This window comes from Streptomyces sp. NBC_00704 (assembly GCF_036226605.1).
Classification (GTDB): domain Bacteria; phylum Actinomycetota; class Actinomycetes; order Streptomycetales; family Streptomycetaceae; genus Streptomyces.
In genome coordinates, this window is record NZ_CP109002.1 from 1 (window position 1) to 23,147 (window position 23,147).

General features: G+C 74.4%; 18 protein-coding genes and 1 pseudogene. 9 read left to right on the forward strand and 10 right to left on the reverse strand.

Going from position 1 to position 23,147, the window contains the following annotated elements; all coding sequences use genetic code 11:
* Both OG802_RS35530 and OG802_RS35535 read right to left on the reverse strand, forming a co-directional pair.
* Positions 1 to 151 (reverse strand): adenylyl-sulfate kinase (locus tag OG802_RS35530; RefSeq protein ID WP_329418082.1); only part of this gene is annotated, 151 nt, incomplete at its 3' end.
* An 86-nt stretch (positions 152 to 237) separates the two neighbouring features.
* Entirely contained in the window at positions 238 to 1,014 is a 777-nt protein-coding gene (locus OG802_RS35535; protein WP_329417921.1) for an alpha/beta hydrolase, read from the reverse strand.
* Positions 1,015 to 1,355: 341 nt separating this feature from the next.
* Between OG802_RS35535 and OG802_RS35540 the strand changes: the two genes are divergently transcribed.
* The 6 genes from OG802_RS35540 to OG802_RS35565 all read left to right on the forward strand — a co-directional run bounded on the left by OG802_RS35540 (position 1,356) and on the right by OG802_RS35565 (position 10,271).
* Complete coding sequence (locus tag OG802_RS35540) at positions 1,356 to 3,074, forward strand: condensation domain-containing protein (RefSeq protein WP_329417924.1); 1,719 nt, start codon at positions 1,356 to 1,358, stop codon at positions 3,072 to 3,074.
* A gap of 151 nt (positions 3,075 to 3,225) precedes the next feature.
* A complete protein-coding gene (locus OG802_RS35545) occupies positions 3,226 to 5,232 on the forward strand; it encodes an FAD/NAD(P)-binding protein (protein WP_329417927.1) in 2,007 nt (668 codons plus the stop codon).
* Positions 5,229 to 6,770, forward strand: a complete 1,542-nt coding sequence (locus OG802_RS35550; protein ID WP_329417930.1) for a class-II fumarase/aspartase family protein — start codon at positions 5,229 to 5,231, stop codon at positions 6,768 to 6,770. Before OG802_RS35545 ends, OG802_RS35550 begins: the two co-directional genes overlap by 4 nt.
* A gap of 210 nt (positions 6,771 to 6,980) precedes the next feature.
* Positions 6,981 to 7,751, forward strand: coding sequence for a thioesterase II family protein (locus OG802_RS35555; protein ID WP_329417933.1), 771 nt, complete (start codon positions 6,981 to 6,983; stop codon positions 7,749 to 7,751).
* A 10-nt stretch (positions 7,752 to 7,761) separates the two neighbouring features.
* Positions 7,762 to 9,027 (forward strand): beta-ketoacyl-[acyl-carrier-protein] synthase family protein, encoded by a 1,266-nt coding sequence (locus tag OG802_RS35560; RefSeq protein WP_329417936.1) that lies wholly within the window; start codon positions 7,762 to 7,764, stop codon positions 9,025 to 9,027.
* On the forward strand, positions 9,024 to 10,271 hold the full coding sequence (locus OG802_RS35565) for a ketosynthase chain-length factor (RefSeq protein ID WP_329417939.1): 1,248 nt from the start codon (positions 9,024 to 9,026) through the stop codon (positions 10,269 to 10,271). The genes OG802_RS35560 and OG802_RS35565 overlap by 4 nt, the downstream gene beginning before the upstream one ends.
* A gap of 377 nt (positions 10,272 to 10,648) precedes the next feature.
* Here the strand turns inward: OG802_RS35565 and OG802_RS35570 are convergent, their stop codons facing one another.
* From OG802_RS35570 to OG802_RS35580, 3 genes are all read right to left on the reverse strand, one after another.
* Entirely contained in the window at positions 10,649 to 11,290 is a 642-nt protein-coding gene (locus OG802_RS35570) for a ScbR family autoregulator-binding transcription factor (RefSeq protein ID WP_329417941.1), read from the reverse strand.
* Between the two features lie 13 nt (positions 11,291 to 11,303).
* Positions 11,304 to 12,896: an acyl-CoA carboxylase subunit beta gene (locus tag OG802_RS35575; RefSeq protein ID WP_329417944.1), complete on the reverse strand. Its 1,593-nt coding sequence runs from the start codon at positions 12,894 to 12,896 to the stop codon at positions 11,304 to 11,306.
* Positions 12,897 to 13,040: 144 nt separating this feature from the next.
* On the reverse strand, positions 13,041 to 13,253 hold the full coding sequence (locus tag OG802_RS35580) for an acyl-CoA carboxylase subunit epsilon (RefSeq protein WP_329417947.1): 213 nt from the start codon (positions 13,251 to 13,253) through the stop codon (positions 13,041 to 13,043).
* Between the two features lie 285 nt (positions 13,254 to 13,538).
* Between OG802_RS35580 and OG802_RS35585 the strand changes: the two genes are divergently transcribed.
* Both OG802_RS35585 and OG802_RS35590 read left to right on the forward strand, forming a co-directional pair.
* Positions 13,539 to 14,537, forward strand: coding sequence for a ScbA/BarX family gamma-butyrolactone biosynthesis protein (locus tag OG802_RS35585; protein ID WP_329417950.1), 999 nt, complete (start codon positions 13,539 to 13,541; stop codon positions 14,535 to 14,537).
* A 167-nt stretch (positions 14,538 to 14,704) separates the two neighbouring features.
* Positions 14,705 to 15,340 (forward strand): annotated as a pseudogene (locus OG802_RS35590) (hypothetical protein); the annotation flags it as partial.
* On the opposite strand, the gene OG802_RS35595 reads toward OG802_RS35590, so the two are convergent.
* Positions 15,321 to 16,211 (reverse strand): NAD(P)H-binding protein, encoded by an 891-nt coding sequence (locus OG802_RS35595; RefSeq protein ID WP_329417953.1) that lies wholly within the window; start codon positions 16,209 to 16,211, stop codon positions 15,321 to 15,323. The pseudogene OG802_RS35590 and the gene OG802_RS35595 overlap by 20 nt on opposite strands.
* A 177-nt stretch (positions 16,212 to 16,388) precedes the next feature.
* Here OG802_RS35595 and OG802_RS35600 point away from each other — a divergent pair, with 177 nt between their 5' ends.
* Positions 16,389 to 17,057 carry a ScbR family autoregulator-binding transcription factor gene (locus tag OG802_RS35600; protein ID WP_329417955.1) on the forward strand — a complete coding sequence of 223 codons (669 nt, stop codon included), beginning with the start codon at positions 16,389 to 16,391 and terminating at the stop codon, positions 17,055 to 17,057.
* On the opposite strand, the gene OG802_RS35605 is transcribed toward OG802_RS35600, so the two are convergent.
* From OG802_RS35605 to OG802_RS35620, 4 genes are all read right to left on the reverse strand, one after another.
* Positions 17,050 to 18,591 (reverse strand): FAD-dependent monooxygenase, encoded by a 1,542-nt coding sequence (locus tag OG802_RS35605; RefSeq protein WP_329417957.1) that lies wholly within the window; start codon positions 18,589 to 18,591, stop codon positions 17,050 to 17,052. The genes OG802_RS35600 and OG802_RS35605 overlap by 8 nt on opposite strands.
* Positions 18,592 to 19,460: 869 nt before the next feature.
* Positions 19,461 to 19,862, reverse strand: coding sequence for a DUF6009 family protein (locus OG802_RS35610; RefSeq protein ID WP_329417960.1), 402 nt, complete (start codon positions 19,860 to 19,862; stop codon positions 19,461 to 19,463).
* Positions 19,859 to 21,508, reverse strand: coding sequence for a DNA primase family protein (locus tag OG802_RS35615; protein ID WP_329417963.1), 1,650 nt, complete (start codon positions 21,506 to 21,508; stop codon positions 19,859 to 19,861). The genes OG802_RS35610 and OG802_RS35615 overlap by 4 nt, the downstream gene beginning before the upstream one ends.
* The gene (locus OG802_RS35620) at positions 21,505 to 22,533 is read right to left on the reverse strand and encodes a bifunctional DNA primase/polymerase (protein WP_329418084.1); all 1,029 of its coding nucleotides are present in this window, start codon (positions 22,531 to 22,533) and stop codon (positions 21,505 to 21,507) included. Before OG802_RS35620 ends, OG802_RS35615 begins: the two co-directional genes overlap by 4 nt.
* Positions 22,534 to 23,147: the final 614 nt, after the last annotated feature.

Consider the following 23,147-nt stretch of genomic DNA (forward strand, 5'->3'; position numbering starts at 1 on the left):
CGGCCCGGCGGCCGGCGGCGGCCAGCCGTTCGGCGACCGCGCGGGCCAGGGTGGTCTTGCCCGCGCTCGGCAGCCCGGTCAGCCACACGGTGGCGCCGCGCTCGCGGGTGGCGGCAGCGGTGGCTGCCTCCGCTGTGGCCCCGGCGGCCAGGGTGTGAGCTGTCGTCACGGTGGTGTTCTCCTGAACGTGAGGTGACGTGCCGGAGGAAGTGAGGAAGAGGGGAAAGGCGATAGGCGTCAGTCGGTGGCGAACTCGGCCAGGGTCCGGCCGAGGACGTCCATGTCGATCCGGTGCCAGGAGCCGGGCAGCTCCAGTGACCGGCCGTGGGGCAGGGCCGCCGCGGTCGCCCGCGCCGCCGCACGCAGCCAGTCGCCGGTGCCGCTGCTGTTGAGGACGAGCGTGCGGGTGCGGTAGCCGGCGAGCCGGTCGGCGGGGACCTCGCAGTCGCCGCAGATCGCCACGTCGTAGGCGAGCGTGTGGGCGTTCGCCTCGTTCACGGCCCAGATGGGCCCCTCGCGCCACTGCGCGACCGTGTCGGGGGTCAGCCCCAGGAAGCTGCCGAGGAAGTACTCGACCGCTTCCGTGCGCCGGTCCTCCTCCATGAGGACCCGCAGCGTCTTGGCGACGTTCCACGGCGGCTTGGGGAAGCCGCCGACCCGGTAGAACGGCTCGTGCAGGGCCAGCCTGGTGATCGGGGCGCCGGCGAGCGCCGCCTCGATCGCGAGGTTCGCCCCCGTCGACCCGGCGAACACCACCGCCGACCCGCCCGCCTCCTCGATGACCGCCTCCAGGTCCTCGATCTCGCGGGCCACGGCGTACTGCGGGGCGTCTCCGCTCTGGCCGCGGCCGCGGCGGTCGTAGACGTAGGTGGTGCAGTACGGCGCCAGCTCCGGCACGAGCGCGTCGAAGATCGTGTGGTCGCGGAACGACCCGTTGAGAAGGACGACCGGCGGTCCGTCACCCGCCTTCTCGTAGGCGATCGTGGTGCCGTCACGGGAAACGACCTTGCGCATACGCACTCCTCACGCCGAACGGAGGTGCCCTCACCTCCCCGCCTTGCGGCATCCTCGGGCGCTCCGCTGGACCACGGGTCGAGGAACGGTCGCAAGGCCCTGTACCCCGGTCGTCGCGCGGGCCGTGCGCCACGGGCCCGCGCCCCGCCGCGGGCGGCTCTCGCGCCGCCGCCACCACCGCCCCACGAGCGGGGCCACAGCCGGACTCGACCCGCGGGCCCTGTGATGAGCGTGGCGAGAACGGACCCGAGGACGGCCGCCGGCGGTGCGTCAGGTCTCCGGCGCGCACACGGCGGCGGACCGGGCCCGTCCCGTCCTGCCGCCGAACACAGGGAGACCACATGAGCGACCGGGAGGAACTCGGTGAGGTGCGCGCCGCCCTCGTGTCGCTGCCCGGTGTGCGGGACGCGGCCGTCCACGCGGCCCGGCACGCCGCGGGCAGCCTGCGCATCGTCGCCCACGTGGTGACCCGCACCCCGCCCGCCGAACTGCGCGCCGCCCTGCGGTCACGGCTGCCGTCCCACCTGGTTCCGGCCCGTCTGCACCGTGTGCCGCACATCCCCCTGCTGCCCGACGGCGCAACCGACCGGCGCGCGCTGGCAGCCCTCACCGCGAGCGAGGCGGACGGGCCGGGCGACGGCGACGACGCGCCCCCGGGCGCCGGGCCCCCGGCGAGCGTGCCGGTCACCGTCACCCCTCAGCAGCGCGCCCTGCTCCCGGACGCGTTCGCCCAGCAGGGCACCGGCCGCCATGTGGAGCAACTGCACTGGCGCTGGCGGGGGCCGCTGGACACGGGCCGGTTCACGGCGGCCTGGCAGTCGGTGTTCGACCACGAGAGCGTGCTGCGGGCCGCCTTCGACGGGGACGCCGAACCGCGCCTGGTGCTGCACGAGCACGCCCGCGCCGAGGTCGTCCGCCACCCGGCCGGCTCCGTCGGCTTCGAGGAGCTGCGCGAACGCGACCGGCTGCGCGGCTTCGACCTGCGCCGCCCGGGCCTGCTGCGGCTCACCCTCCTCGACGAGCCGCGCCCCGCCGACGGCGGCCCGCCGTCCGTGCGGATCCTGCTCACCTTCCACACCGTCGTGCTGGACGGCTGGAGCGTGTCCGTCCTGCTCGACGAGTTCTACCGGGCCTACCTGGCCGGTGGCCGGCTGCCGGGCGGGGACCGGCGGCCCGACTGCCGGGACTACGCCCGCTGGCTCGCCGGTCAGGACACCGCGCCCGCCCGTGACTTCTGGTCCTCGGCGGCCCCCGGCACGACCGCCCTGGTGCTGCCCGCCGTCGAGGGGCCGGCCACCGGGCTGACCGGGTCCGCACGCGCCGAGGTCCGCCTCGGCGCCGGGCCCGTGGGGCGGCTGCGGGCGTGGGCGGCGTCCTGCGCGTCCACCGAGGCCGGTGCGCTCCAGGCCGTGTGGGCGCTGCTGCTGTACCGGGCGGGCGCCCCGGCCGGGCCCGCGGTGGTGGGCTTCGGCGTCCGGGTCTCCGGTCGCGGCGTCGCCCTGGACTCCGTCGAGCGGCTGCCCGGTCTGCTGACGAACTCCCTGCCCATGGCCGTCCGGGTCGACCCCGCGGTGCCCATGGCCCGGCTGCTGGCCGAACTGCGCGACCAGGCACTGGAGCTGGCCGCCTACGAGTGGGTGTCGCTGGGGCAGATCCACCAGTGGAGCGGGCGGCGCGCGGACGACCGGCTCGTGGAGAGCCTCGTCGCCTTCGAGCAGCAGCGGCGCGGCTCCGGCACCCTGCGTTCCGCGCTCGCCGCCCGGGGCGTCAGCGTCGACGCGCCCCGCGCGGCCGGCACGCACACCGTCTTCCCCGTGACCCTGTCGGCCCACCGGGACGGCGACGACGGCCTCGTCCTGGCCGCCGTCCACGACCGGGCCCGGCTCGCCGACGACGACGCGGCGCGGCTGGTCCGCCAGTGCGCCCGGCTGCTGTGCGAACTGCCCGGCCTGGCGGGCGGTTCGGCGACCGTGTCGCAGGCGCTGGCCGCGCTCGGCGACGAGCCGCCGGTGGGGATGGCCCCCGCGCCCGCGGCGACGGCCGTCGGCGGACCGACGTGAGGAGAGCACCGGCCATGTCCCCTCGTCAGCGGCGCGACACCGCGCCCCCGGCCTGCGAAGCGCCCGGCGGGCGCGCGGCCGCCCGGCGCCGTCCGGCCAGGCCGGCGCCCCCGGGCCGGCCGTCCGCTGCCCGCGGCGCCGGAGGCACGCGGTGAGCGCCGCCGGACACCTCGGGATCGCCGTCGTCGGGGCCGGGCCCCGCGGCCTGTCGGTGCTGGAGCGGATCTGCGCCAACGAACGGGCCGCGCCCTCGCCGCGCCGGGTGACGATCCATCTCGTGGACCCGTGCCGGCCGGGCGCCGGGCGGGTGTGGCGCACGGACCAGTCGCGGCTGCTGCTGATGAACACCGTCGCCTCCCAGGTGACGGTGTTCACCGACGACACGGTCGCCATGAAGGGGCCGGTGGAGCGGGGGCCCGACCTGTACGAGTGGGCCCGCACCGTCGTCCTGGCCGGCCCCGCCGGCCGGTTCGGCGAGGCCACGTACGCCGAGGCGGCGGCCCTGCACCCGGACGCCTACCCGACCCGCGCCTTCTACGGCAGCTATCTGCGGGACTGCTACCGGCGCATCGTGCGCGGGGCGCCCGCCCACTGCCTGGTCGTCGAACACCGCACGCGCGCCGTGGCGTTGCGCGACGAGGCGGAGCCGGGCGGCCCGCAGGTCCTCACCCTCGCCGACGGCGTGCGCCTGCGCGGCCTGGACGCCGTGGTCCTCGCCCAGGGCCATGTGCCGCGGCGCCCCTCGCCCGAGGAGTCCGCGTGGTCGCGGGCGGCCGCGCGGCACGGGCTGACGTACATCGGGCCGGCCAACCCCGCCGACCTCGACCTGTCCGCCGTCCCGCCGGGGCGGGCCGTCCTGATGCGCGGGCTGGGCCTGAACTTCTTCGACGGCATGGCGCTGCTCACCCTCGGCCGCGGCGGAGCGTTCGTCAGGCGCTCGGGGCGGCTGGTCTACGTGCCCTCGGGCCGGGAGCCGCTGATCTACGCGGGCTCGCGCCGCGGCGTCCCCCATCACGCGCGCGGCGAGAACGAGAAGGGCCCGCACGGGCGGCACCGGCCGCGGGTGCTCACTCCGGAGGCCGTGGCGGCGCTGCGGGGTCCGGGCGGCGCACCGGTCCGTTTCCGCACCGGCCTGTGGCCGCTGATCCGCCTGGAGGTGGAGAGCGTCTACTACGAGACGCTGCTGCGCGCCGAGGGGCGCGCACGGGAGGCGTCGGCGTTCGTGCCCGCCTACCTCGCCGCCGGAACGGCCGCCGCCCGTGAACGCATCGTCGGCCACTACGGCATCGACCGGGCCAGGCGGTGGGACTGGGAGCTGATCCAGCGTCCCACCGCCGGCCGGCGCTTCCGCGGCCGCGCGGACTTCCGGCGGTGGCTGCTCGGTCATCTGGCCGAGGACGTCCGGCAGGCCCGCGCCGGGAACGTCGGCGGACCGCTCAAGGCGGCCCTCGACGTCCTGCGCGACCTGCGCAACGAGATACGCCTCGCCGTCGACCACGGCGGCCTGGACGGCGACTCCTACCGCGACGAGCTGGCCGGCTGGTACACCCCGCTCAACGCCTATCTGTCGATCGGCCCGCCCGTCTCGCGCATCGAGGAACTGCTTGCGCTGATCGAGGCCGACGTGGTCCGTCCGCTGGGTCCCGGCACGCGTGTCACGCTCGGCGCGGACGGCGACCGGGCCGTGTTCACGGCCACGGCCGACGACGTGGACGCGCCGCCCGTCCACGCGCGGGCGCTGATCGAGGCCCGGCTGCCGGAGCCCGACCTGCGCGGCACCGAGGACCCGCTGCTGCGCCACCTGCTCGCCACCGGCCAGGCGACGCCCTACCGGATGCCGACGGCCCGCGGCGCCGCCTACGAGTCGGGGGGCCTCGCCGTCTCCGAACGGCCCTACCGCACCGTGGACGCGCACGGCCGGGCCCACCCGCGCCGCTTCGCCTACGGCGTCCCGACGGAGTCCGTGCACTGGGTGACGGCGGCCGGCATCCGGCCGGGCGTCGACTCGGTGATCCTCGGCGACTCCGACGCCATCGCGCGCACGGTGCTGGGCCTCGGCCCCGCGCGCCTGCCCGTCGCCCTCGCCGGCCGCCCCCGCCTTCCCGACCCCACCGGCTCGCCCGGCCTTCCCGCCGACCTGCTGGAGATGACGCCATGAACCCCCCGACGACCGCCTTCGACGGCGGCCCGGACGCCGGACTGTTCTCCCCCGTGCGGGCCGGGACGGCCGTCGAGGAAGCCGTCAGCGAGACGGCCTGGTTGCAGTGCATGCTGGACGCCGAAGCGGCCCTCGCGCGGGCCCAGGCCGCCCTGGGCACCGTCCCGTCCGGCGCCGCCGACGCGATCACCCGCGCCGCCCGCGCCGAGCGGTTCGATCCGCGCGCGCTGGCGCTGCGGGCCCGGGAGAGCGCCAACCCGGTCGTGGCGCTGGTGAAGGCCCTGACCGACGCGGTGGCCGCCGAAGACCCGCACGCCGCCGAGTACGTGCACCGCGGCTCCACCAGCCAGGACGTGCTGGACACCGGCCTGATGATGATGTGCCGGCGGGCCCTCGAGCTGATCCTCGGCGACCTGGACCGCACGGCCGCCGCACTGGCCGCGCTGGCCGGCCGGCACCGCGCGACCGTCATGGCGGGACGCACCCTCGCCCTGCACGCGGTCCCCACCACGTTCGGGCTCAAGGCGGCGGGCTGGCACCGGCTGGTCCTGGACGCCGCCGCCCGCGTCGGGGCCGCCCGCGACGCCCTGCCCGCCTCCCTGGGCGGGGCCGCGGGCACGCTCGCCGGATACCTGGAGTTCGCCGGGCCGGACGGGAGCGGGACGACGTCCGGGGAGTACCGGGACAAGCTCGTCGACGCGTTCGCCGCCGAGACCGGCCTGGCCCGCCCCGCCCTGCCCTGGCACGCGCTGCGCACCCCGGTCGCGGACACCGCGGCGGCGCTCGCCTTCACCACCGGCGCCCTCGGCAAGCTCGCCGCCGACGTCCAGGTGCTGGTCCGCACGGAGATAGCGGAGGTCGCCGAGCCCGCGGTCGCGGGACGGGGCGGTTCCTCCGCGATGCCGCACAAGCGCAACCCCGTGCTGTCCACGCTGATCCGCAGCGCCGCCCTCCAGGTGCCGCTGCTGACCGCGGGCCTGACCCAGTGTCTGGTGACCGAGGACGAACGCTCGGCCGGGGTGTGGCACGCCGAGTGGCTGCTGCTGCGCGAGGCGCTGCGGCTGGCGGGCGGCGCCGCCGTGACGGCCGCCGAGCTGGCCGAGGGCCTCACGCCCGACCCGGCCCGGATGCGCCGCAACCTCGGCCTGACCGGCAGTCAGGTGGTCACCGAGCGCCTCGCGGCCCGCCTCGCCCCCAGGATCGGCAGGACGCGCGCGAGGGACCTGCTGGCCGACGCCTCGCTCACCGCGGACCGTGAAGGGCTGCCGCTCCTGGCGGTCTTGAGCACCCTGCCCGAGGTGACCGCCCACCACAGCGCCGAAGAGCTGGAGCGCCTGCTCGACCCCACCGCCTACGTGGGCGCCGCCCCGGCCCTCGCAACCCACGCGCTGACCACCGCGCCGACGGGCCCGCCGCCGACGGCGACGGCGGCCGCGGGCGGGACACCCCCGACGGCGACGGCGACGGCCGCATCGTCGAGGGGCGCGGCGCCGCCACCGGTGAGGGCGGCCCCTCACTCCACGAAGTGCGCCGTCTGAGGACCGGCGCCCGCCCGGCCTCCACCGAACCACCGTGCCCACCATGCCCACCATGCCCGCCGTGCCCGCCGTGCCCGCCGCCGGCAACGGCCGCGCGCCACCGCCGCGTTCGCGCACATGGTTGATTCGAGTCTTCCTCCAGCCACGTCGGCGACGCTCGGAAACAGCCGATGCGCTCTTGCCCACGGCGGCCGAGGAGGTGCGAACACCATGCGGGATGGCTCGCCGGTCACGCTCTACTGCTTCGCCCACGCCGGCGCGGGCGTGTCCGGATTCGCGCACTGGCGCACGCAGACCGGCCCCGGCGTGAGCACCGTGCCCGTGATGCTGCCCGGACGCGGCGCGCGACGCCGCGAACCCCGGGCGACCTCGCGCGAGGAACTGCTGGGCGCGCTCCTCGAACCGCTGGCCGACCAGGTCGCCGACGGCCGCCCGTACGTGCTGTACGGGCACAGCCTGGGCGGCGTCGTCGCCTATACCCTCGCCCGCGCCCTGGCCGCCCGCGGGCTGCCCGCCCCCGCCTGCCTCGCCGTCGGCGGGAGCCCCCCGCCGCAGACCGCGTCGCCCGGCCACGAGGACGACCTGACCGACGAGCGCCTGCTGCGGTTCGCGGCCGGTCTCGGCGCGGCACCCGAGCGCGCGCTCGCCGCCCCCGGCAGCCTCTGGTACCGCCGGGTGCTGCCCGTGCTGCGCGACGACCTCAGACTCGCCCACGCGCTGCGCGCCGACGCGCTCGCCGACCCGGACGGCCCGGTCGCGGTCCCCGTCCTGGCCGTCGGCGGCCGCGACGACCCCGCCGTCGGCGCGCGGACGCTGGACGGCTGGGCCCGCTGGACCACCGGCCGGTTCGTCCGGCGCACGGTCCCCGGTGACCACTTCTTCTTCCGCGGCCCGCACGCGCCCCGGCTGATCGGGCGCGCCTGCCGCGTGGTGCGGCGCACCCGGCTCGTACCTGAGCTCATATCTGGAGGACAACTGTGAGGGACAAACGATGAGGCGGGTCGTCATCACCGGCATCGGGGTCGTGGCCCCGGGCGGCGTGGGCACCCGCGCGTTCTGGGACACGCTGACCGCGGGCCGCACCGCCACACGCGGCATCACCCTGTTCGACGCGAGCACGTTCCGCTCGCGCATCGCCGCCGAGGCGGACTTCGATCCGGTCGCCCACGGCATCGGCGCCGCCGACGCCGCCCGCCTCGACCGCGCCGCCCAGTTCGCCCTCGTCAGCGCCCGTGAGGCGGTCGAGGACAGCGGACTGGCCGGCGCCCTCGACCCGGTGCGCACCGGCGTCACCCTCGGCAGCGCCGTCGGCTGCACCACCGGCCTCGACAACGAGTACGGCGTGGTCAGCGAGAACGGCAGCACCTGGGAGGTCGACCACACCCGGGCGGTCGCCCACCTCTTCGACTACTTCGTGCCCAGCTCGATGGCCGCCGAGGTGGCCGTCGCGGTCGGCGCCCAGGGCCCGGTCTCGCTGGTCTCCACCGGCTGCACCTCCGGCATCGACTCCGTCTGCCACGCCGTCGACCTGATCCGCGAGGGCAGCGCCGACGTGATGGTGACCGGCGCGACCGAGGCGCCGATCTCCCCCATCACGGTGGCCTGCTTCGACGCCATCAAGGCGACCAGCCCGCGCAACGACGAGCCGGAGACCGCCTCGCGCCCCTTCGACCGCTCCCGCAACGGCTTCGTGCTGGGCGAGGGTTCGGCCGTGCTGGTCCTGGAGGAGTTCGAGCACGCCCGGCGGCGCGGCGCCCACGTCTACGCGGAGATCGCCGGGTTCGCCGGGCGCAGCAACGCGTACCACATGACGGGGCTGAAGTCCGACGGCGTGGAGATGGCCGAGGCCATCCGCGCGGCGCTCGACGAGGCCCGCCTGGACGCCACCGCCGTCGACTACATCAACGCCCACGGCTCGGGCACGAAGCAGAACGACCGGCACGAGACCGCCGCGTTCAAGCGCAGCCTCGGCGAGCACGCCTACCGGGTGCCCGTCAGCTCCATCAAGTCCATGATCGGCCACTCGCTCGGCGCGATCGGCTCGCTGGAGGTGGCCGCCAGCGCCCTGGCCATCGAGCACAACACCGTGCCGCCGACGGCCAACCTGCACGAGGCCGACCCGGCCTGCGACCTCGACTACACCCCGCTCACCGCGCGTGAGCAGCGCACCGACACCGTGCTCAGCGTCGGCAGCGGCTTCGGCGGCTTCCAGAGCGCCATCGTCCTGACCCGGCCGCGACTTCAGGAGGCGGCATGACCACAGCCACACTCGACCGTCCCGCCGTCCGCGCGGACGTCCGGGCCACCCTCGGCTCCGTCGTCACCGGCATCGGCGTCGTCGCCCCCAACGGGCTGGGCGCCGAGGCCTGGTGGGCGGCGACCCTGCGCGGCGAGAGCGGCATCCGCCCGGTGACCCGCTTCGACGCCTCCCGCTACCCGGTGCGCATCGCCGGCGAGGTCCCCGACTTCCGCGACGACGAGCACCTGCCCAGCAGGCTGCTGACGCAGACCGACCGGGTCACCCGGCTGTCGCTCGCGGCCGCCCAGGAGGCCCTCGACGACTGCGGCACCGGGCCCGCGGCGCTGCCCGAGTACGGCGCCGGGGTGGTCACCGCGTCCTCCGCGGGCGGTTTCGAGTTCGGCCAGCGCGAGTTGCAGGCCCTGTGGTCCAAGGGCGGGCAGCACGTCAGCGCCTACCAGTCCTTCGCCTGGTTCTACGCGGTGAACACCGGTCAGATCTCCATCCGGCACGGGCTGCGCGGCTCCAGCGGGGTCGTCGTCGCCGAGCAGGCCGGCGGTCTGGACGCCGTCGCCCACGCCCGGCGCCAGATCCGCAAGGGCGCCCGGCTGATGGTCACCGGCGGCGTCGACTCGGCGCTGTGTCCGTGGGGCTGGGCCGCCCATCTCGCCGCCGGCGACCTGAGCCCCGTGCCCGACCCGGCCCGCGCCTACCTGCCGTTCGACGCCGCGGCCCGCGGTCATGTCGTCGGCGAGGGCGGCGCCCTGTTCGTCCTGGAGAGCGAGGCCGCCGCCCGTGAGCGCGACGCCCGCGTGTACGGGGCGTTCACCGGCTACGCGGCCACCTTCGACGGCGCCGGCGCCCCGCGCCTGGCCGACGCCGCGCGGCTGGCCATGAAGGACGCCGGGGTGCGGCCCGACGAGATCGACGTCGTGTTCGCCGACGCGGCCGGCGCGCGCGCCGCGGACCGCGCCGAGGCGGAGGTCCTGGCGGCCCTGTTCGGCCCCCGGGGCGTCCCGGTCACCGCGCCGAAGTCGATGACCGGACGGCTGCTGGCGGGGGGCGCCTCCCTGGACGTCGCGGCGGCCCTGCTGTCGCTGCGCGACCAGGTGATCCCACCGACGACCGGGACCGCCGCGCCCGCCGCGGACTGCCCCGTCGACCTCGTCACCGCGCCCCGCGAGACGTCGGTGCGCCACGCCCTGGTCCTGGCCCGCGGCCGGGGCGGCTTCAACTCGGCGGCCGTTCTCAGCGCCGTCTGACCGGGCGGACCCGCCCCCGGGCGGACCCGCTCCCCGGAGCCGCCGGGACGACATCCCCCGCGTCCCGGCGGCCCCGCCCCCGGCCGGTCGACCGTCCGGCGGGTGAAAGTTGACGGCGCGAACGGCCGGGAACGTGAGCGCACTTGACGGCAGCGTTCCTGACGGCAGCGCGCTTGACGGCAGCGTTCTTGCCGCCGCCGCACGCTTGACCACAGCGCATGAACGGGAAACGGAAACGGAAGAGCGGGACAGTCCCCCGCTCCGCCCGGCCCCGCCCGGCCCCGTCGTGCCTTGATCCCCGCGCCACGCCCGGAGGAACGGCAGCCCCGCACCCGGTCCGCCGTCCCCCGAACCCCGCGCCCCGAGCCCCGAGCCCCTCAGCCCGTCCCGGAGGGGCCGGTGTTCCCGCGGCGGCCGCCGGCCGCCTCGAGGTCGTCGAGCACGGCGGGCGTGGCCAGTCGCGGCAGCAGCAGTTGCCAGAACCGGGTGACGGTGCGGCGCGAGAGCCACTGCGGGTCCCGCGCGCCCAGCACCTCGAAGCCGGTGGTCGCGGCCACCACCGAGGACGTCACCTGCTCGGGTGTGACCTCGTTGAGGACGCCCTCGCCGTCGGCGCGCTTGAGCGCCCCCTCGACCCACTCGTGCCACTGGCGGTACAGGTCACGGTCGCTGCGGTGGGCCTGCTCACGGCTCAGGTCGAAGCCGGCGCGCAGCACCACGTCCTCGCCGAGCCGGCGGGCCAGGTCGTGCGAGGTGTTCACCAGCAGTTGCAGGGCGTTGCCGACCGCGCCCTCGTGGGCCGTGACGATGTGGTCGAGCCGTCGCGACGCGGCCTCCTCCACCGCGCCGGCCACTCCTGCCTTGCTGGCGAAGTGGAAGTGGAGCGCTCCGTTGCTCACTCCGGCCAGCGAGCTGATCGCGGTGAGCGACGCCACGTTGAAGCCGTCCCGGTCGAAGACGGTGGCTGCCGCCTCGATCAGTGCCTCGCGGGTGCGCAGCGCTCGTTCTTGTCTGACCATTCGGGGTGCTCCGTTACTGCGGCGGGTTGCCGTGCTTGCGTGAGGGAAGGTCGGCCTGTTTGGTGCGCAGCATGGCCAGGGACCTGATGAGGACCTCGCGGGTCTCGGCGGGGTCGATGACGTCGTCGACCAGGCCGCGCTCGGCCGCGTAGTAGGGGTGCATCAGCTCGGACTTGTACTCCTTGACCATGCGGGCCCGCATGGCCCCGGGGTCGTCGGCCTCGGCGATCTGACGGCGGAAGATGACGTTGGCGGCGCCCTCGGCGCCCATGACGGCGATCTCGTTCGTCGGCCACGCGTAGGTGAGGTCGGCCCCGATGGACTGGCTGTCCATGACGATGTAGGCGCCTCCGTAGGCCTTGCGCAGGATCAGTGAGATCCGGGGCACGGTCGCGTTGCAGTAGGCGTACAGCAGCTTCGCGCCGTGGCGGATGATGCCGCCGTGCTCCTGGTCGACGCCGGGGAGGAAGCCGGGTACGTCCAGAAGGGTGACGATCGGGATGTTGAAGGCGTCGCACATCTGCACGAAGCGCGCGGCCTTCTCGCTGGCCTCGATGTCGAGGACGCCGGCGAGCGTCTGGGGCTGGTTGGCGACGATGCCGACGGCCCGGCCGTCGAGGCGGGCGAGGGCGCAGATGATGTTGCGCGCCCAGCGCTCGTGGACCTCCAGGTACTCGCCGTCGTCGACGATCTCCTCGATGACCCTGGTCATGTCGTAGGGCCGGTTGCCGTCGGCCGGGACCAGGTCCAGCAGCGTCTCGGAGCGGCGGGTCTGCGGGTCGGAGCAGGGCGTCTGGGGCGGGAACTGCCGGTTGTTCTGCGGGAGGAGGGAGAGCAGGTAGCGCACCTCCGCGATGCAGGTCTCCTCGTCGTCGTAGGCGAAGTGGCAGACGCCGGAGGTCTCGGCGTGGACGTCCGCGCCGCCCAGGCCGTTCTGGGTGATCTCCTCACCGGTGACGGCCTTGACCACGTCGGGGCCGGTGATGAACATCTGCGAGGTCTCGCGGACCATGAAGACGAAGTCGGTCAGGGCCGGGCTGTAGGCCGCGCCGCCCGCGCACGGGCCCAGCATCACCGAGATCTGCGGGATGACCCCGGACGCCCGGGTGTTGCGCTGGAAGATGCCGCCGTACCCGGCGAGCGCGGACACGCCCTCCTGGATCCGGGCGCCCGCACCGTCGTTGAGCGAGACCAGCGGCGCCCCCGCCGCGATGGCCATGTCCATGATCTTGTGGATCTTCGTGGCATGCGCCTCGCCCAGCGCGCCGCCGAAGATGCGGAAGTCATGGGCGTACACGAACACCGTGCGCCCCTCGACCGTCCCCCACCCGGTGATGACCCCGTCGGTGTACGGCTTCCTGGCCTCCAGCCCGAACCCGCTCGCCCGGTGCCGGCGCAGCTGCTCGACCTCCTGGAAGGACCCCGCGTCCACCAGCAGCTCGATCCGCTCCCGCGCGGTCAGCTTGCCCTTGGCGTGCTGCGCCTGGGTCGCCTTCTCGCTCGGGCCGGCCAGCGCCTGCGCACGGATCCCGTGCAGCTCGGCCACGCGACCACGCGCGTCCGAAGGTTCGGCGCTCACCTCGAGAACGTCGTTGAGGACCGTCACTGTGCCTCCTCCCTCATGAGCGCGGCCGGACTGTGCCCAGATTAACAAACCGCATGTGCGGTTCACAGGGGGCGTGAGGGCGCGCGGACATGAATCAGCCCTGGACAAAGCGCCTGTCGGCCTGCGGCCGGGCGCACCTGCCGTCTATCGCCAGCAGAACGGCGAGCGCCATTGCACGCCGGCCCGCTCCGGACGGCGCCACGGCGGGACGTCGGCGAGCGGCTCCTGCCGGCGGGCCGCCTCCGCCCGCCCGGCCAGCACCGAGCACAGCACGACGGCCACCGCCGCCAGTTCGTCGTCGTCCGCCCGCCCGCGCTCGACCCGCAGCGCGAGGGGCATGACGCCCGTCCCGTCCATGTCCGGCTCCTTCCGGTCCCGGCCACCGTCCGCCACCGCGCTACAGAGACGCTTCAATGCCGCTTGAGGCGCCGGAGTGAGCGGCCTGAGCGCCTGAACCACCGTCCGGGCCATGACCTGGAGAAACGCTGGAGAACCGGCGGATCGCGCGCAGCCGGGGCGCCCGTTGCGGGGTGCGCAGGCCGAGGTTCCCGCGCGGAGGCCCCGATTCCTCTGGAAACAAACCCGGCTGCCCTTTATTTTTTCCCCTCACAGCCCCATCACCCATCTCGTCCAGGGGGAGCGATGACTGCGAGCACGTTCCGGTTCGAAGGCCCGTCGATCGAGCAGGCAGCGGTACGAGACGCCCAGTCCCCTTTCTTTTGGTCGCCCGCGCTGCTCAACGGTCAGCTGACCACGACGGTGCCCCGGGAGCTGGTGCACCGGGCGGCCGTCGCCGAGGTCATGCTGACCGGCTGGCAGCGACTGAGCGACACCCGGTTCACGATGACCGCCCAGTGGCCGCGCGGCCACAGCTTCTTCACCATGGCGAACAGGACCCACCACGACCCGCTGATGGCCGCTGAAACGATCCGTCAGATCGGCGCCCTGCTCGCCCACGCCGAGTTCGGCGTCCCCTTCGGGCACCAGTTCCTGATGGAGGGCATGACCCTCACGGTGCATCCCGAGGAGATCGGCGTCGGCCCGGCCCCCGCCGCCCTGGACATCGACGTCACCTGTACCGACGTCAGGAGGCGGGGCGGGCGGCTGACCGGCATGTGCTACGAGACCAGGGTGCTGCGCGAGGGCCGGCCGGCCGCGTCGGGCCGGATCTCCTTCACCGTCATCGCGCCGGCCGTGTACCGGCGGCTGCGCCCGCAGCGCGTCTTCGACCCCGGGCACCGCCCCCTCCCGCTGACGGCCCCGGTGGCGCCGTCGACCGTGGGACGCCTCTCGCCCACCGACGTGGTCCTCTCCCCCACCGGCGAGCCGGACCGCTGGCAGCTGCGCATGGACACCCGCCACCCCGTCCTCTTCGACCACCAGGTCGACCACGTCCCCGGCATGGTGCTCCTGGAGGCCGCCCGCCAGGCCGCCACCGCGGTCCTCGGCGGACCCTCGATCCTGCCGGTCGGCCTCGACTGCGAGTTCCACAAGTACGCGGAACTGGACCTGCCCTGCCTGATCGACGCCCTGCACCTGCCCAAGGACGCCCCCGACGCCCCGGAAACCGTCCTCGTCACCGGCCACCAGGACGACCAGCCCGTCTTCACCACCACCCTGACAACCACTCCGTCCGACTGACCCACCCACCACACCCACCCCCGGACCCGGCCGCCACCGGGTCCGGGGAAACACCCACGCCGGGCCGCCTCCCGGATCCGTCGGACCGCGTCCGGTGAACACCGAACCGCACAGCAGGCATGACGTCCCGTCAGCCCCGCCGAACGCGGCCGGCTCTGGCCGGACCCGAGCCGGTCATGACGTGGGGAGGGCGGATGGGATCGAACCACTTCTGGTCGTGGAGCCCGCGGTGGGAGGCGGCAGCCGGCCACGCTCTCGCCCATCTGCTGGCCGCCTCCCGGGGACAGCCGGTGAAGGTCCCGGACGGTCTTGCCGCGGACCTGTTCCAGCGCGCGCTCGATGCCCTGCTGCCGCGGGACCTCCCGGAGCGGCGCGCCGCCCTCGCAGGACCGGGGCAGCCCTCCCCCGACGCGTCCGCCGACATCCTCCTCGTACCGGTCCACCCCCGGACGGGCCGGACCTGGGCGCCCGCCGGCCCGGCCGCGTCGGCACACCCGGTGCCCCTGCCGCTGGGGGTGTGGCTGTGGCTGGTCTCCCCCCGGCCGTACCTGCCGGTTCCCGCGTCCGGCCGCCTGCCCCGGGACGTGCTCCGCGACGACCCGCTCCCGCTGCTCCCCAACCACCTGTTCCGGGCCGATCCGGGAACCTTCCGGCACACCCTGGTCCGGCTGCCGGAGGTCCGCAGCCCGTGGCTGCGCACGATCCTGGAGAACGTCACGCGGAACTCCGCGGCCTGCGACCTGTTCTGGCCGTCCGCCGGTCGGCCGGCGTCGGATCAGGTGGTCATCCCGCCAGTGGGGTGAGCGCCGGCGTCGTCGTCGGCTCGTCGGCCCGGAACGCCGCGAGGTGGTCCTCGGCCCAGGTCGCGAACGGGCGGGCCGGGCGGCCGGTCACGCGGTGGACGGTGTCCTCCACACGCACCTTGGCCCCCGCCCGCTGCCGTCGCGCCGAGGCCAGCAACGCCTCGACGACGGCCGCGGGATGGCGCCTGCCCAGCAGGGCGCGGGCCCGGTCCGGGGACAGTTCCTCGAAGCGCAGGGGGCTGCCCAGCAGCCGGGCGAGCTGGGCCGTCTGCTCGACCGCGCTGATCGGCTCGGGCCCGGTCAGGGTGTGGATCCGCCCTTCGTGACCGTCCTCGGTCAGCGCGCACACCGCCGCGGCCGCCACGTCCCGCGGGTCGACGCACGCGTTGACCGACGTCCCGTACAGGGCGCGCACCACCCGCTCGGCGGCGATGGGCGGCGCCCAGGACAGGGTGTTGGACATGAAGGCGCGCGGGCGCAGCAGCGTCCACCGCATCCCGCTGTTCACCAGCAGGTCCTCGTTGGCGCGCTGCCAGCGGGTGACGAGGTCGTCGGCGTCGGTGTCCGCGACGGCGGCCGCGGACACCTTGACCACGTGCCGCACCCCCGCCGACCGCGCGGCGCGCAGAAATCGCGCGTCGTCGTCGCCGCCCACCCGGTTGGTGAGCAGGAACGCGCGGCTCACCCCCCGAAGGGCGCGGTCCAGCGACCGCGGATCGCCGTAGTCGCCGGTCACGATCTCGGCCCGGCGGGCCGCCGCACGCTCCACGCGCGCGGGGTCCCGGGCCAGTACCCGCACCGGGAGGCCGGCGGGGAGCCCCCGCAGCACCTCCCGTCCCGTGGTGCCGGTGGCGCCTGTCACGAGAATCACCGCTGTCCTCCTGTGCTGGTACGGCACCGGAATGCGAAGCGCTTGCTGCCCGACTCTTGAGGCGGCGCGCACCACCGGTTGTAAGATACAAACTGGGCGGTTTTTTGAGGAAGTCGGCCCTGAGCTCCGCTGACCGATGCTGACCGATGTGATCTCCACGAACGGGAGGACCGCCAAGTGGTGAAGCAGGAGCGTGCGTTCCGCACGCGCAGGACCATCCTCGAAGCGGCGGCGAAGGTCTTCGAGGAGCGCGGCTACCAGGCCGCGACCATCTCCGAGATCCTCAGCGCCGCCGGTGTGACCAAGGGCGCCCTGTACTTCCACTTCGAGTCGAAGGAACAGCTGGCCCAGGGCGTGCTCAACGAGCAGGACCAGCGGTTCGTGATCCCCGAGCGCGCCTACAAGCTCCAGGAACTGGCGGACGCGGTGCTCCTGCACGCCTACCGCCTGCAGTCCGACCCGATGGTGCGCGCGGGCGTCCGGCTGAGCATGGACCAGCACGCGAAGGGCCTGGACCGCAGCGGCCCCTTCATGCGCTGGAGCAACGTGTGCTGCGGGCTGCTGGAGAAGGCCCAGGACCAGGGCGAGCTGCTGCCGCACATCGTGCCCTCCGTGACCGCCGACATCGTGGTGAGTACCTTCGCGGGCGTGCAGTCGATGTCCCAGATCGTCAGCGACTACCAGGACCTGGGGTTCAGAACCTCCGCGCTGCTGCACCATCTGTTCCCCGGGATCGCCGGGCCGTCCGTTCTCGCCCTGCTGGACCTCTCCGAGGCACGGGGCGAGGCGATCTACGACGAGATCCGGCGACGTCTGGACCGGCAGCCGGCGGCCGCCGTCAGCTGAACGCTCCCGCGCCCGTCACGGCCAGCCGCTGCTCGGCGCGGGCCCGGCGGGCGCCGAAGTACAGCTCCAACGCGTCCTCCAGACGATCCCCTCCGGGGGCGGAGGCCCAGGCGACATACCCGTCGGGCCGCACCAGCAGGGCGTCGTACGGGATCCGGTCGGTGGGTTCGACGTGGACGGTGCTCACCGCCTGGGCCCAGTCGCGGGCCTGTCCGGCATAGCGGCCGCCGGCCTCCCCGAACAGGAGCAGCAGTGGCCGTCCGGCCCGCAGGAGCCCGATCACGTCCGCCCGGCCCTCGCGGGTGTGCAGGGACATGTTCTGCAGAAACCTTCCTTCCCACGGGGAGGCGTGCCGGGTGCGGGCGGGAAGCACCATGCCCTGACCGCTGACCAGATCGCTGAGGTGCCGGCTCCCCCCGTCCGCGGCGACCAGTCCGGCGAACAGGGCCTGGAGGGCGTCGATCTCGGGTCCGGAACGCATCAGGGCGAGCTGGGCCCGCGTGTTGTCGATGACGCTGCGGGCGGCGGGCCGGCGCTCCGTGTCGTAGGTGTCGAGCAGATCGTCCCCCGCGAGCCCGCGCACGACGAACGCGAGCTTCCAGCCCAGGTTGAGGGCGTCCTGCACGCCGGTGCTCAGCCCGAGGGCGCCGACGGGGAAGTGCATGTGCGCCGCGTCCCCCGCGAGGAAGACCCGCCCGTGGCGGTAGGAGCGGGCGAGCTGGGCGAAGTCGCTGAACCGGCTGAGCCAGCGCGGCCGGCTGAACGCGATCTCCTTCCCGGCGATCCGGGCGAGCTCCGCGCCCAACTCCCGCGCGGTAGGCGGCAGATGACGCTCCGGATGGGCGCGGGAGCAGTCGAGGGTCTTGACGTGGGTGCCGGCGCCGGGGATGTCGCGGGCGACGATCCAGCCGCGCGGGGTGCGGTGCCAGCCGGACGGCAGGTCGTCCTCGTCCTCCAGCGTCACCAGCCCGGCCAGCCCGGAGGTCGTGGCCGGATAGGCCTGCGAGAGGAGCCCCGCCAGCTCCCTGACCGTGCTGCGCCCGCCGTCCGCCCCCACCAGATACCGGGCCGTGCACTCCACGGGCCCCGCCGGGCCTTCGGCCAGAACCCGGACGCCGTCCCGGTCCTGGCCCACCTCGGTCACCCGGTGCTCCCGCAGGACCCGCACGCCCGCGGCCCGCGCCCGCTGCTCGAACAGGCGCTCCAGCTCGGCCTGCGGACGCTTCAGAAGAGGGCCGGGCTCCGAGGCCGGGACGGTGAGGGACAGGCCGGGTATGCCGGCGAAGCGGAACGGGGCCTCGGTCACCCCCGTCGCCGTGGCCGCCCTGGGCACCAGCTCACCGAAGTACCCGCGCCTGGCCAGCCCTTGCAACGCCCTGGCATGCAGCACCGAGGCCTTGGGCCGCTCCGAGACGGACGCCCGCGCTTCCAGCACGACGGTGCCGACCCCGTAGTCCCCCAGCTCGGCCGCCAGCAGCATGCCGACGGGGCCTCCCCCCACGATCACGACCTGCGCACGCACACGACTGTTCACCGTAGGACCTCCCCTTGACCTCGATGGGCAGCGGCAGGGGTTCCGGGGGACGGCAAGGGCCGGTCCGGCCTGGGAGAAAACACACGCATGCACGCCCCTCCCCCTGCTGTGACGTCGGAAGCCGACCCGTCCGTCCGGCGGCCGGGGCGGCTGTCGCCAAGGAATATACCGATTGGACGGTTCTTTTCAAGGCCTGCACGATGTCACGAATCGAGACCGTTCACGGCACCCCCCGAAGACGATCACCACCCCGCCCACAGCAGTTCCCGGCAGCAACGCGCATCCCCGGAGCGCCACGGGCACCGCGACAGGGGGGCGGATCCCCGCAAGGCCCGCGACGGTCGCCGAAGGCAAGCCCTCACCTGCATAGTCCGACGGCAAAACCGCTCCCCCACGGAGCCGACGCCACCGAGAGCAGGCCCGCCGACGGGCCACCGAACCGACGCGCCCACCCGTGTGCTCCCGCGAACCGCCACCACACCCGCAGCGGCCGCAGCCGAGGGCCGCGCGACCGTATACGGAGCCTGCGCCGCCGTATACGGAGACGGTGCGCCCCCTCCGGGCACCTCGCGGCCGCTCACCGGAGCGGAGTACGGCGCAGACACGGCCCGCCGCTCGCCGAGCGGAGAGCCCCTGCCCGCAGCGAGCGGAGAGTCCCTGTCAACCGGCCCTGTCCCCCGGCTCTGTCCACCGGCCCTGCGCACCGGACCGGCGTGCTGGCCCGGCGTGCCGGACCGCCGTGCTGGACCGGCGTGCCCGCCGTGCGCCGCCTCTGCCGATTGCCGGCTGCGATGCCTGCGCCGTCTACGCCGACTGAGCTACTTGCCGCTCCCGCGCCGTCCGTGCCGCCGGAGCGGCAGGACGCCCGCTCAGAGCCACAGCTTCTTCCCCGGGTCCCGTACCGCCGACGACAGCGGGCCGCCCTCCGAGCGTTCCGTCTTGCGTCCCTTGCTCCCCGGCGACAGGGTGCGCGGGTCGACGGCCTCCGCGGGCGCCCCGGTGGCGTACAGCCCCTGCGGCTCGGCGTCCCGGTCGTGCGGCAGCAGCCAGAAGACCCGGCGGCGGAAGGTGCCCGACGAACGGGACGGCTTGGCCTGCGGCCCGAGCAGCGCGTATCCGACCATGCGTCCGTCGCGGTGGTAGGCGGGCTTGCCCCGCCGGGTCGGCAGCCGGTCCAGGCTCTGGCGGACGTAGTCGAGACCGGCTATGTCCTCCAGCCAGACCAGTCCGGCCTCGTGGAAGATCTCGTCCTCTCCGATGAGAGCGCTCATGCTGTCTCCTCGTCGGCGACCAGTCCGATGCCCGGGTAGTACTTCCGCTGGTTGGACAGGATCATCTCCTTGGGCGAGGCCAGCCCCACCACCTCGCGGACCCTTGCCGCGAAGGCGCGGGACGAGACGGCCGGGGCTCCGTCATTCTGACACCACGTCTTGTAGGCGGCGTACAGCTGGGCCTGCTCCGCCCTCAGCGGGGGCTCGAGCCGGCACGACTCGCTCAGGAACCGGCCGGTGTGGTCCTCCGTCTCGGCGTAGGCGGTGGTGGCGATCCTGACGCGCTCGGGACCGGCGAGGTCCCGCTCGCCCGCCAGGTACCGGCGGGCGCCCATGATCAGCCAGTTGAGGATGCCGGGGCCCTCCTCGGTGACGAGGACGTCCGCGAGATTGTCGATCTTGCGGTCGTCGGAGACCACGCGCTCGAACGGGATGAGCCGCATCCGGCGCCAGAACGCGAAGCCCCCGGTGCCGACTTCGGGCCGGTGGTTGCCGAGGAGCCACAGCTTGTGGGTCGGGGCGAAGCTGAAGAAGTCCTGGCGCATGCGGCGGGCCTTGATGCGGTCGCCGCCGGTGAGCAGCTTCACGCGGGCCTCGTCGAAGCGGTCGCCGGGCTTGACCTCGCTGCACACGATGACGCGCCGGCCGTGCAGTTCGGCGAGGTCGGTGGGGTGGCCCTCGTAGGGGCGGGCCATCAGGAAGCCGGGCGGGGCCGCGTCGGCGTAGTCGCCGAGCAGCTTCACCAGGGCGTCCAGCAGCACCGACTTGCCGTTCTTGCCGGAGCCGAACAGGAACGGCATCACCTGGCCGCCGACGTCCCCGGTGATGGAGTAGCCGAGCAGCAGGTGCAGGAAGCCGATCATCTCCGCGCCCTCGGGGCCGTCGCCGAAGGTGTCGGTGAGGAACCGCTGCCAGCGGGGGGTCGGTATGGGCTCGGGTGCCACGGTGGTGGAGCGGGAGTGGAAGTCCTTGTTCGGGTCGGGGGTACGCAGCTGCCCGGTCCGCAGGTCGACGATGCCGCCCGGGGTGCACAGCACGTACGGGTCGGCGTCCAGCAGGGCCGCGCCGAGGACCATGCCGGGGGCGGATCTGGCCTGGGTGAGCATCGCGTTCATGCCGCTGGTGCTCAGGGCCCGTCTGCGGTGCTGTTGCAGGGCCGCCGAGGTGAAGTGGCCGCGCGGGTCGGTGGCCGCCAGGGACTCGGCCAGGTCGCCGGCGGCCCACATCACGGTGTCGTCCTCGTCCATGCGCCAGCGGGTGCCGTCCCAGCGGAACCAGCCGAGCCCGGGGACGTGCCGGTAGTCGCCCGCGTACAGCTTGACGAAGAGCTTGGCGTTGCCGCGGTCGCTGAGGGTGTCGGGCAGCAGCCCGTCGGCGCTCACCTCGCCCTGCCCGGCGCTCTCCCGGCCCGGCGTACAACGCTCCTGCCGCTCCTGGCCGTTCGCGCCGCCGGCGCCATTCACTCCGTTCCCTGCGCTACCGCCGTTCCCTGCGCTACCGCCGTTCCCTGCGCTCCCGCCGTTGCCTCCGCTCCCGCCGTTCCCGGCGCTCGGCGGGGTCTTCTGCTTCTGCTCGGGCTGGGCGTACAGGATCTGGGCGGCCACCGCCTGCGGGTCGAAGAGGGTGTTGCCGTTGCCTGACGTCATGAGCGCCCCTCCGAGTGCAGCGGTCGCAGCGTGCCGGCGTTCACGCCGCTGCGGATGATGGCTCCATAGCGCCGCTGCTGTCCCGGACGGGCCAGTTCGGCCGTCTCCCGCAGCAGGCGTTCCGCCTCCGTCCCGTCGAGCCGTCCGGCGGCCACCAGTCCCCCGGCGGTGTACGCGGCACGGTTCAGCTTCTCGGTGAAGCCGGCGCCCTCGGGTGCGGCGGCGCAGGCGGCCACTTCGGCGAGCAGCGCGGTCAGGAGGCGGACGGCGCCGTCCTGTCCGCCCCCGGCGGCGAGGACGGCCTGCCGGGCCCGCGGCGGGACCGGCCGGGGCGAGGGGACGGCCGCGGGCGGCAGGTGTCCGGTCCGTTCGAGTTCCCGGGCCAGCCAGTCCGGCAGCGGGGCGGGCTCCCGCACCTTCCCCACGGGCCGGTACATCCCGGCCTCGGTCACGGTGCCGGGGGCGACGATGTACCCGCCGTGCGCCCGGACGTCGACCTGCCAGGCCAGCGCGCGGGTGCCCGACCCGGTGGAGCACTGCCAGCGGTGTCCCGGACGGGCCCGGTACCACACGTGCAGTCCTCCCGAGGGGGTGCGGACCCGCAGGGTGGTGTCGTCGTCCGCCGGCGTGACGGCGTCCCGCAGCGCGGCCAGGACGCCGAGCGTGTGGAAGCCGTCGGCCAGTCCCGTCAGGTCGACGTCCGGCCCGATCCCGATGCCGGGCAGCAGCCGGTCCCTCTGCGGCAGCCGGCGTTCATGGGCGTCGACGTCGAGCACGACGAGTCCGGCGGGCCCGCAGGCGATGCCGACGCCAAGGCCCGGATGACCGCCCCACCACTGCTCGACGCGTTCGGGGTCCAGCGTGGCGGCGTGGAACCCGTGGCACCAGCGACCGGCCGCGGGGCAGCCGCACCCCCGGTGCGTGTGTCCCGGCGTCCGGCACACGTCGCAGTTGCCCGCCGGGGTCTTGCGTCCCGGCGCGAGCGGATGAACCGGCCAGCCCCGGGCCGCGCACCATCGGGCGATGGCCAGCGACCGGCCGGTTAACGCCGGTTGTGGTGCATGACTACGACACTCCCCCAGCTCAGAGGCCATCGCACCCCCCGTCAGCGACCCAAGCGACTGAGCAACGAGGACAGAGTAGCGAAGCGGACGGGCGGCGAACCGGGTTCTTCTGGGGGCCCAGCGACTGAAGTGCAACCGCCGCAGCGACCCAGGCATCGTCGGTCGCTCTCACGTCCACGAGAGAAGCAGCAGGTCACAGCACCAAGAGCCATAAAATCAGCGACTGAAGCGACTCTAGGTCCCTATATATGACGCACACGCGCACACACGCACGCACGCGCAAATGCCCTCATATACCCGACCCTTGAGTCGCTTCAGTCGCTGATCTCCCCCATTCAGGCCCCTGACCTGGCACTTCCCACCAGCGACCAGGAGCGACCCAAGCACCCTCCGGTCGCTGCCCGTCAGTCGCTCCCCCGCCTCGACGAGTCCGGCCACAATGACTGAAATACCATCAGGTTTTTGCACTGTCCGATGGACAGCGACTCAAGCGACCCTGAAGCCGACCTCCGGCGGAGGCCCGATCCGCCCCGGACCGGGCGGGCCTGCGACGGGCCCTCCCGCTCCCTCCGGAG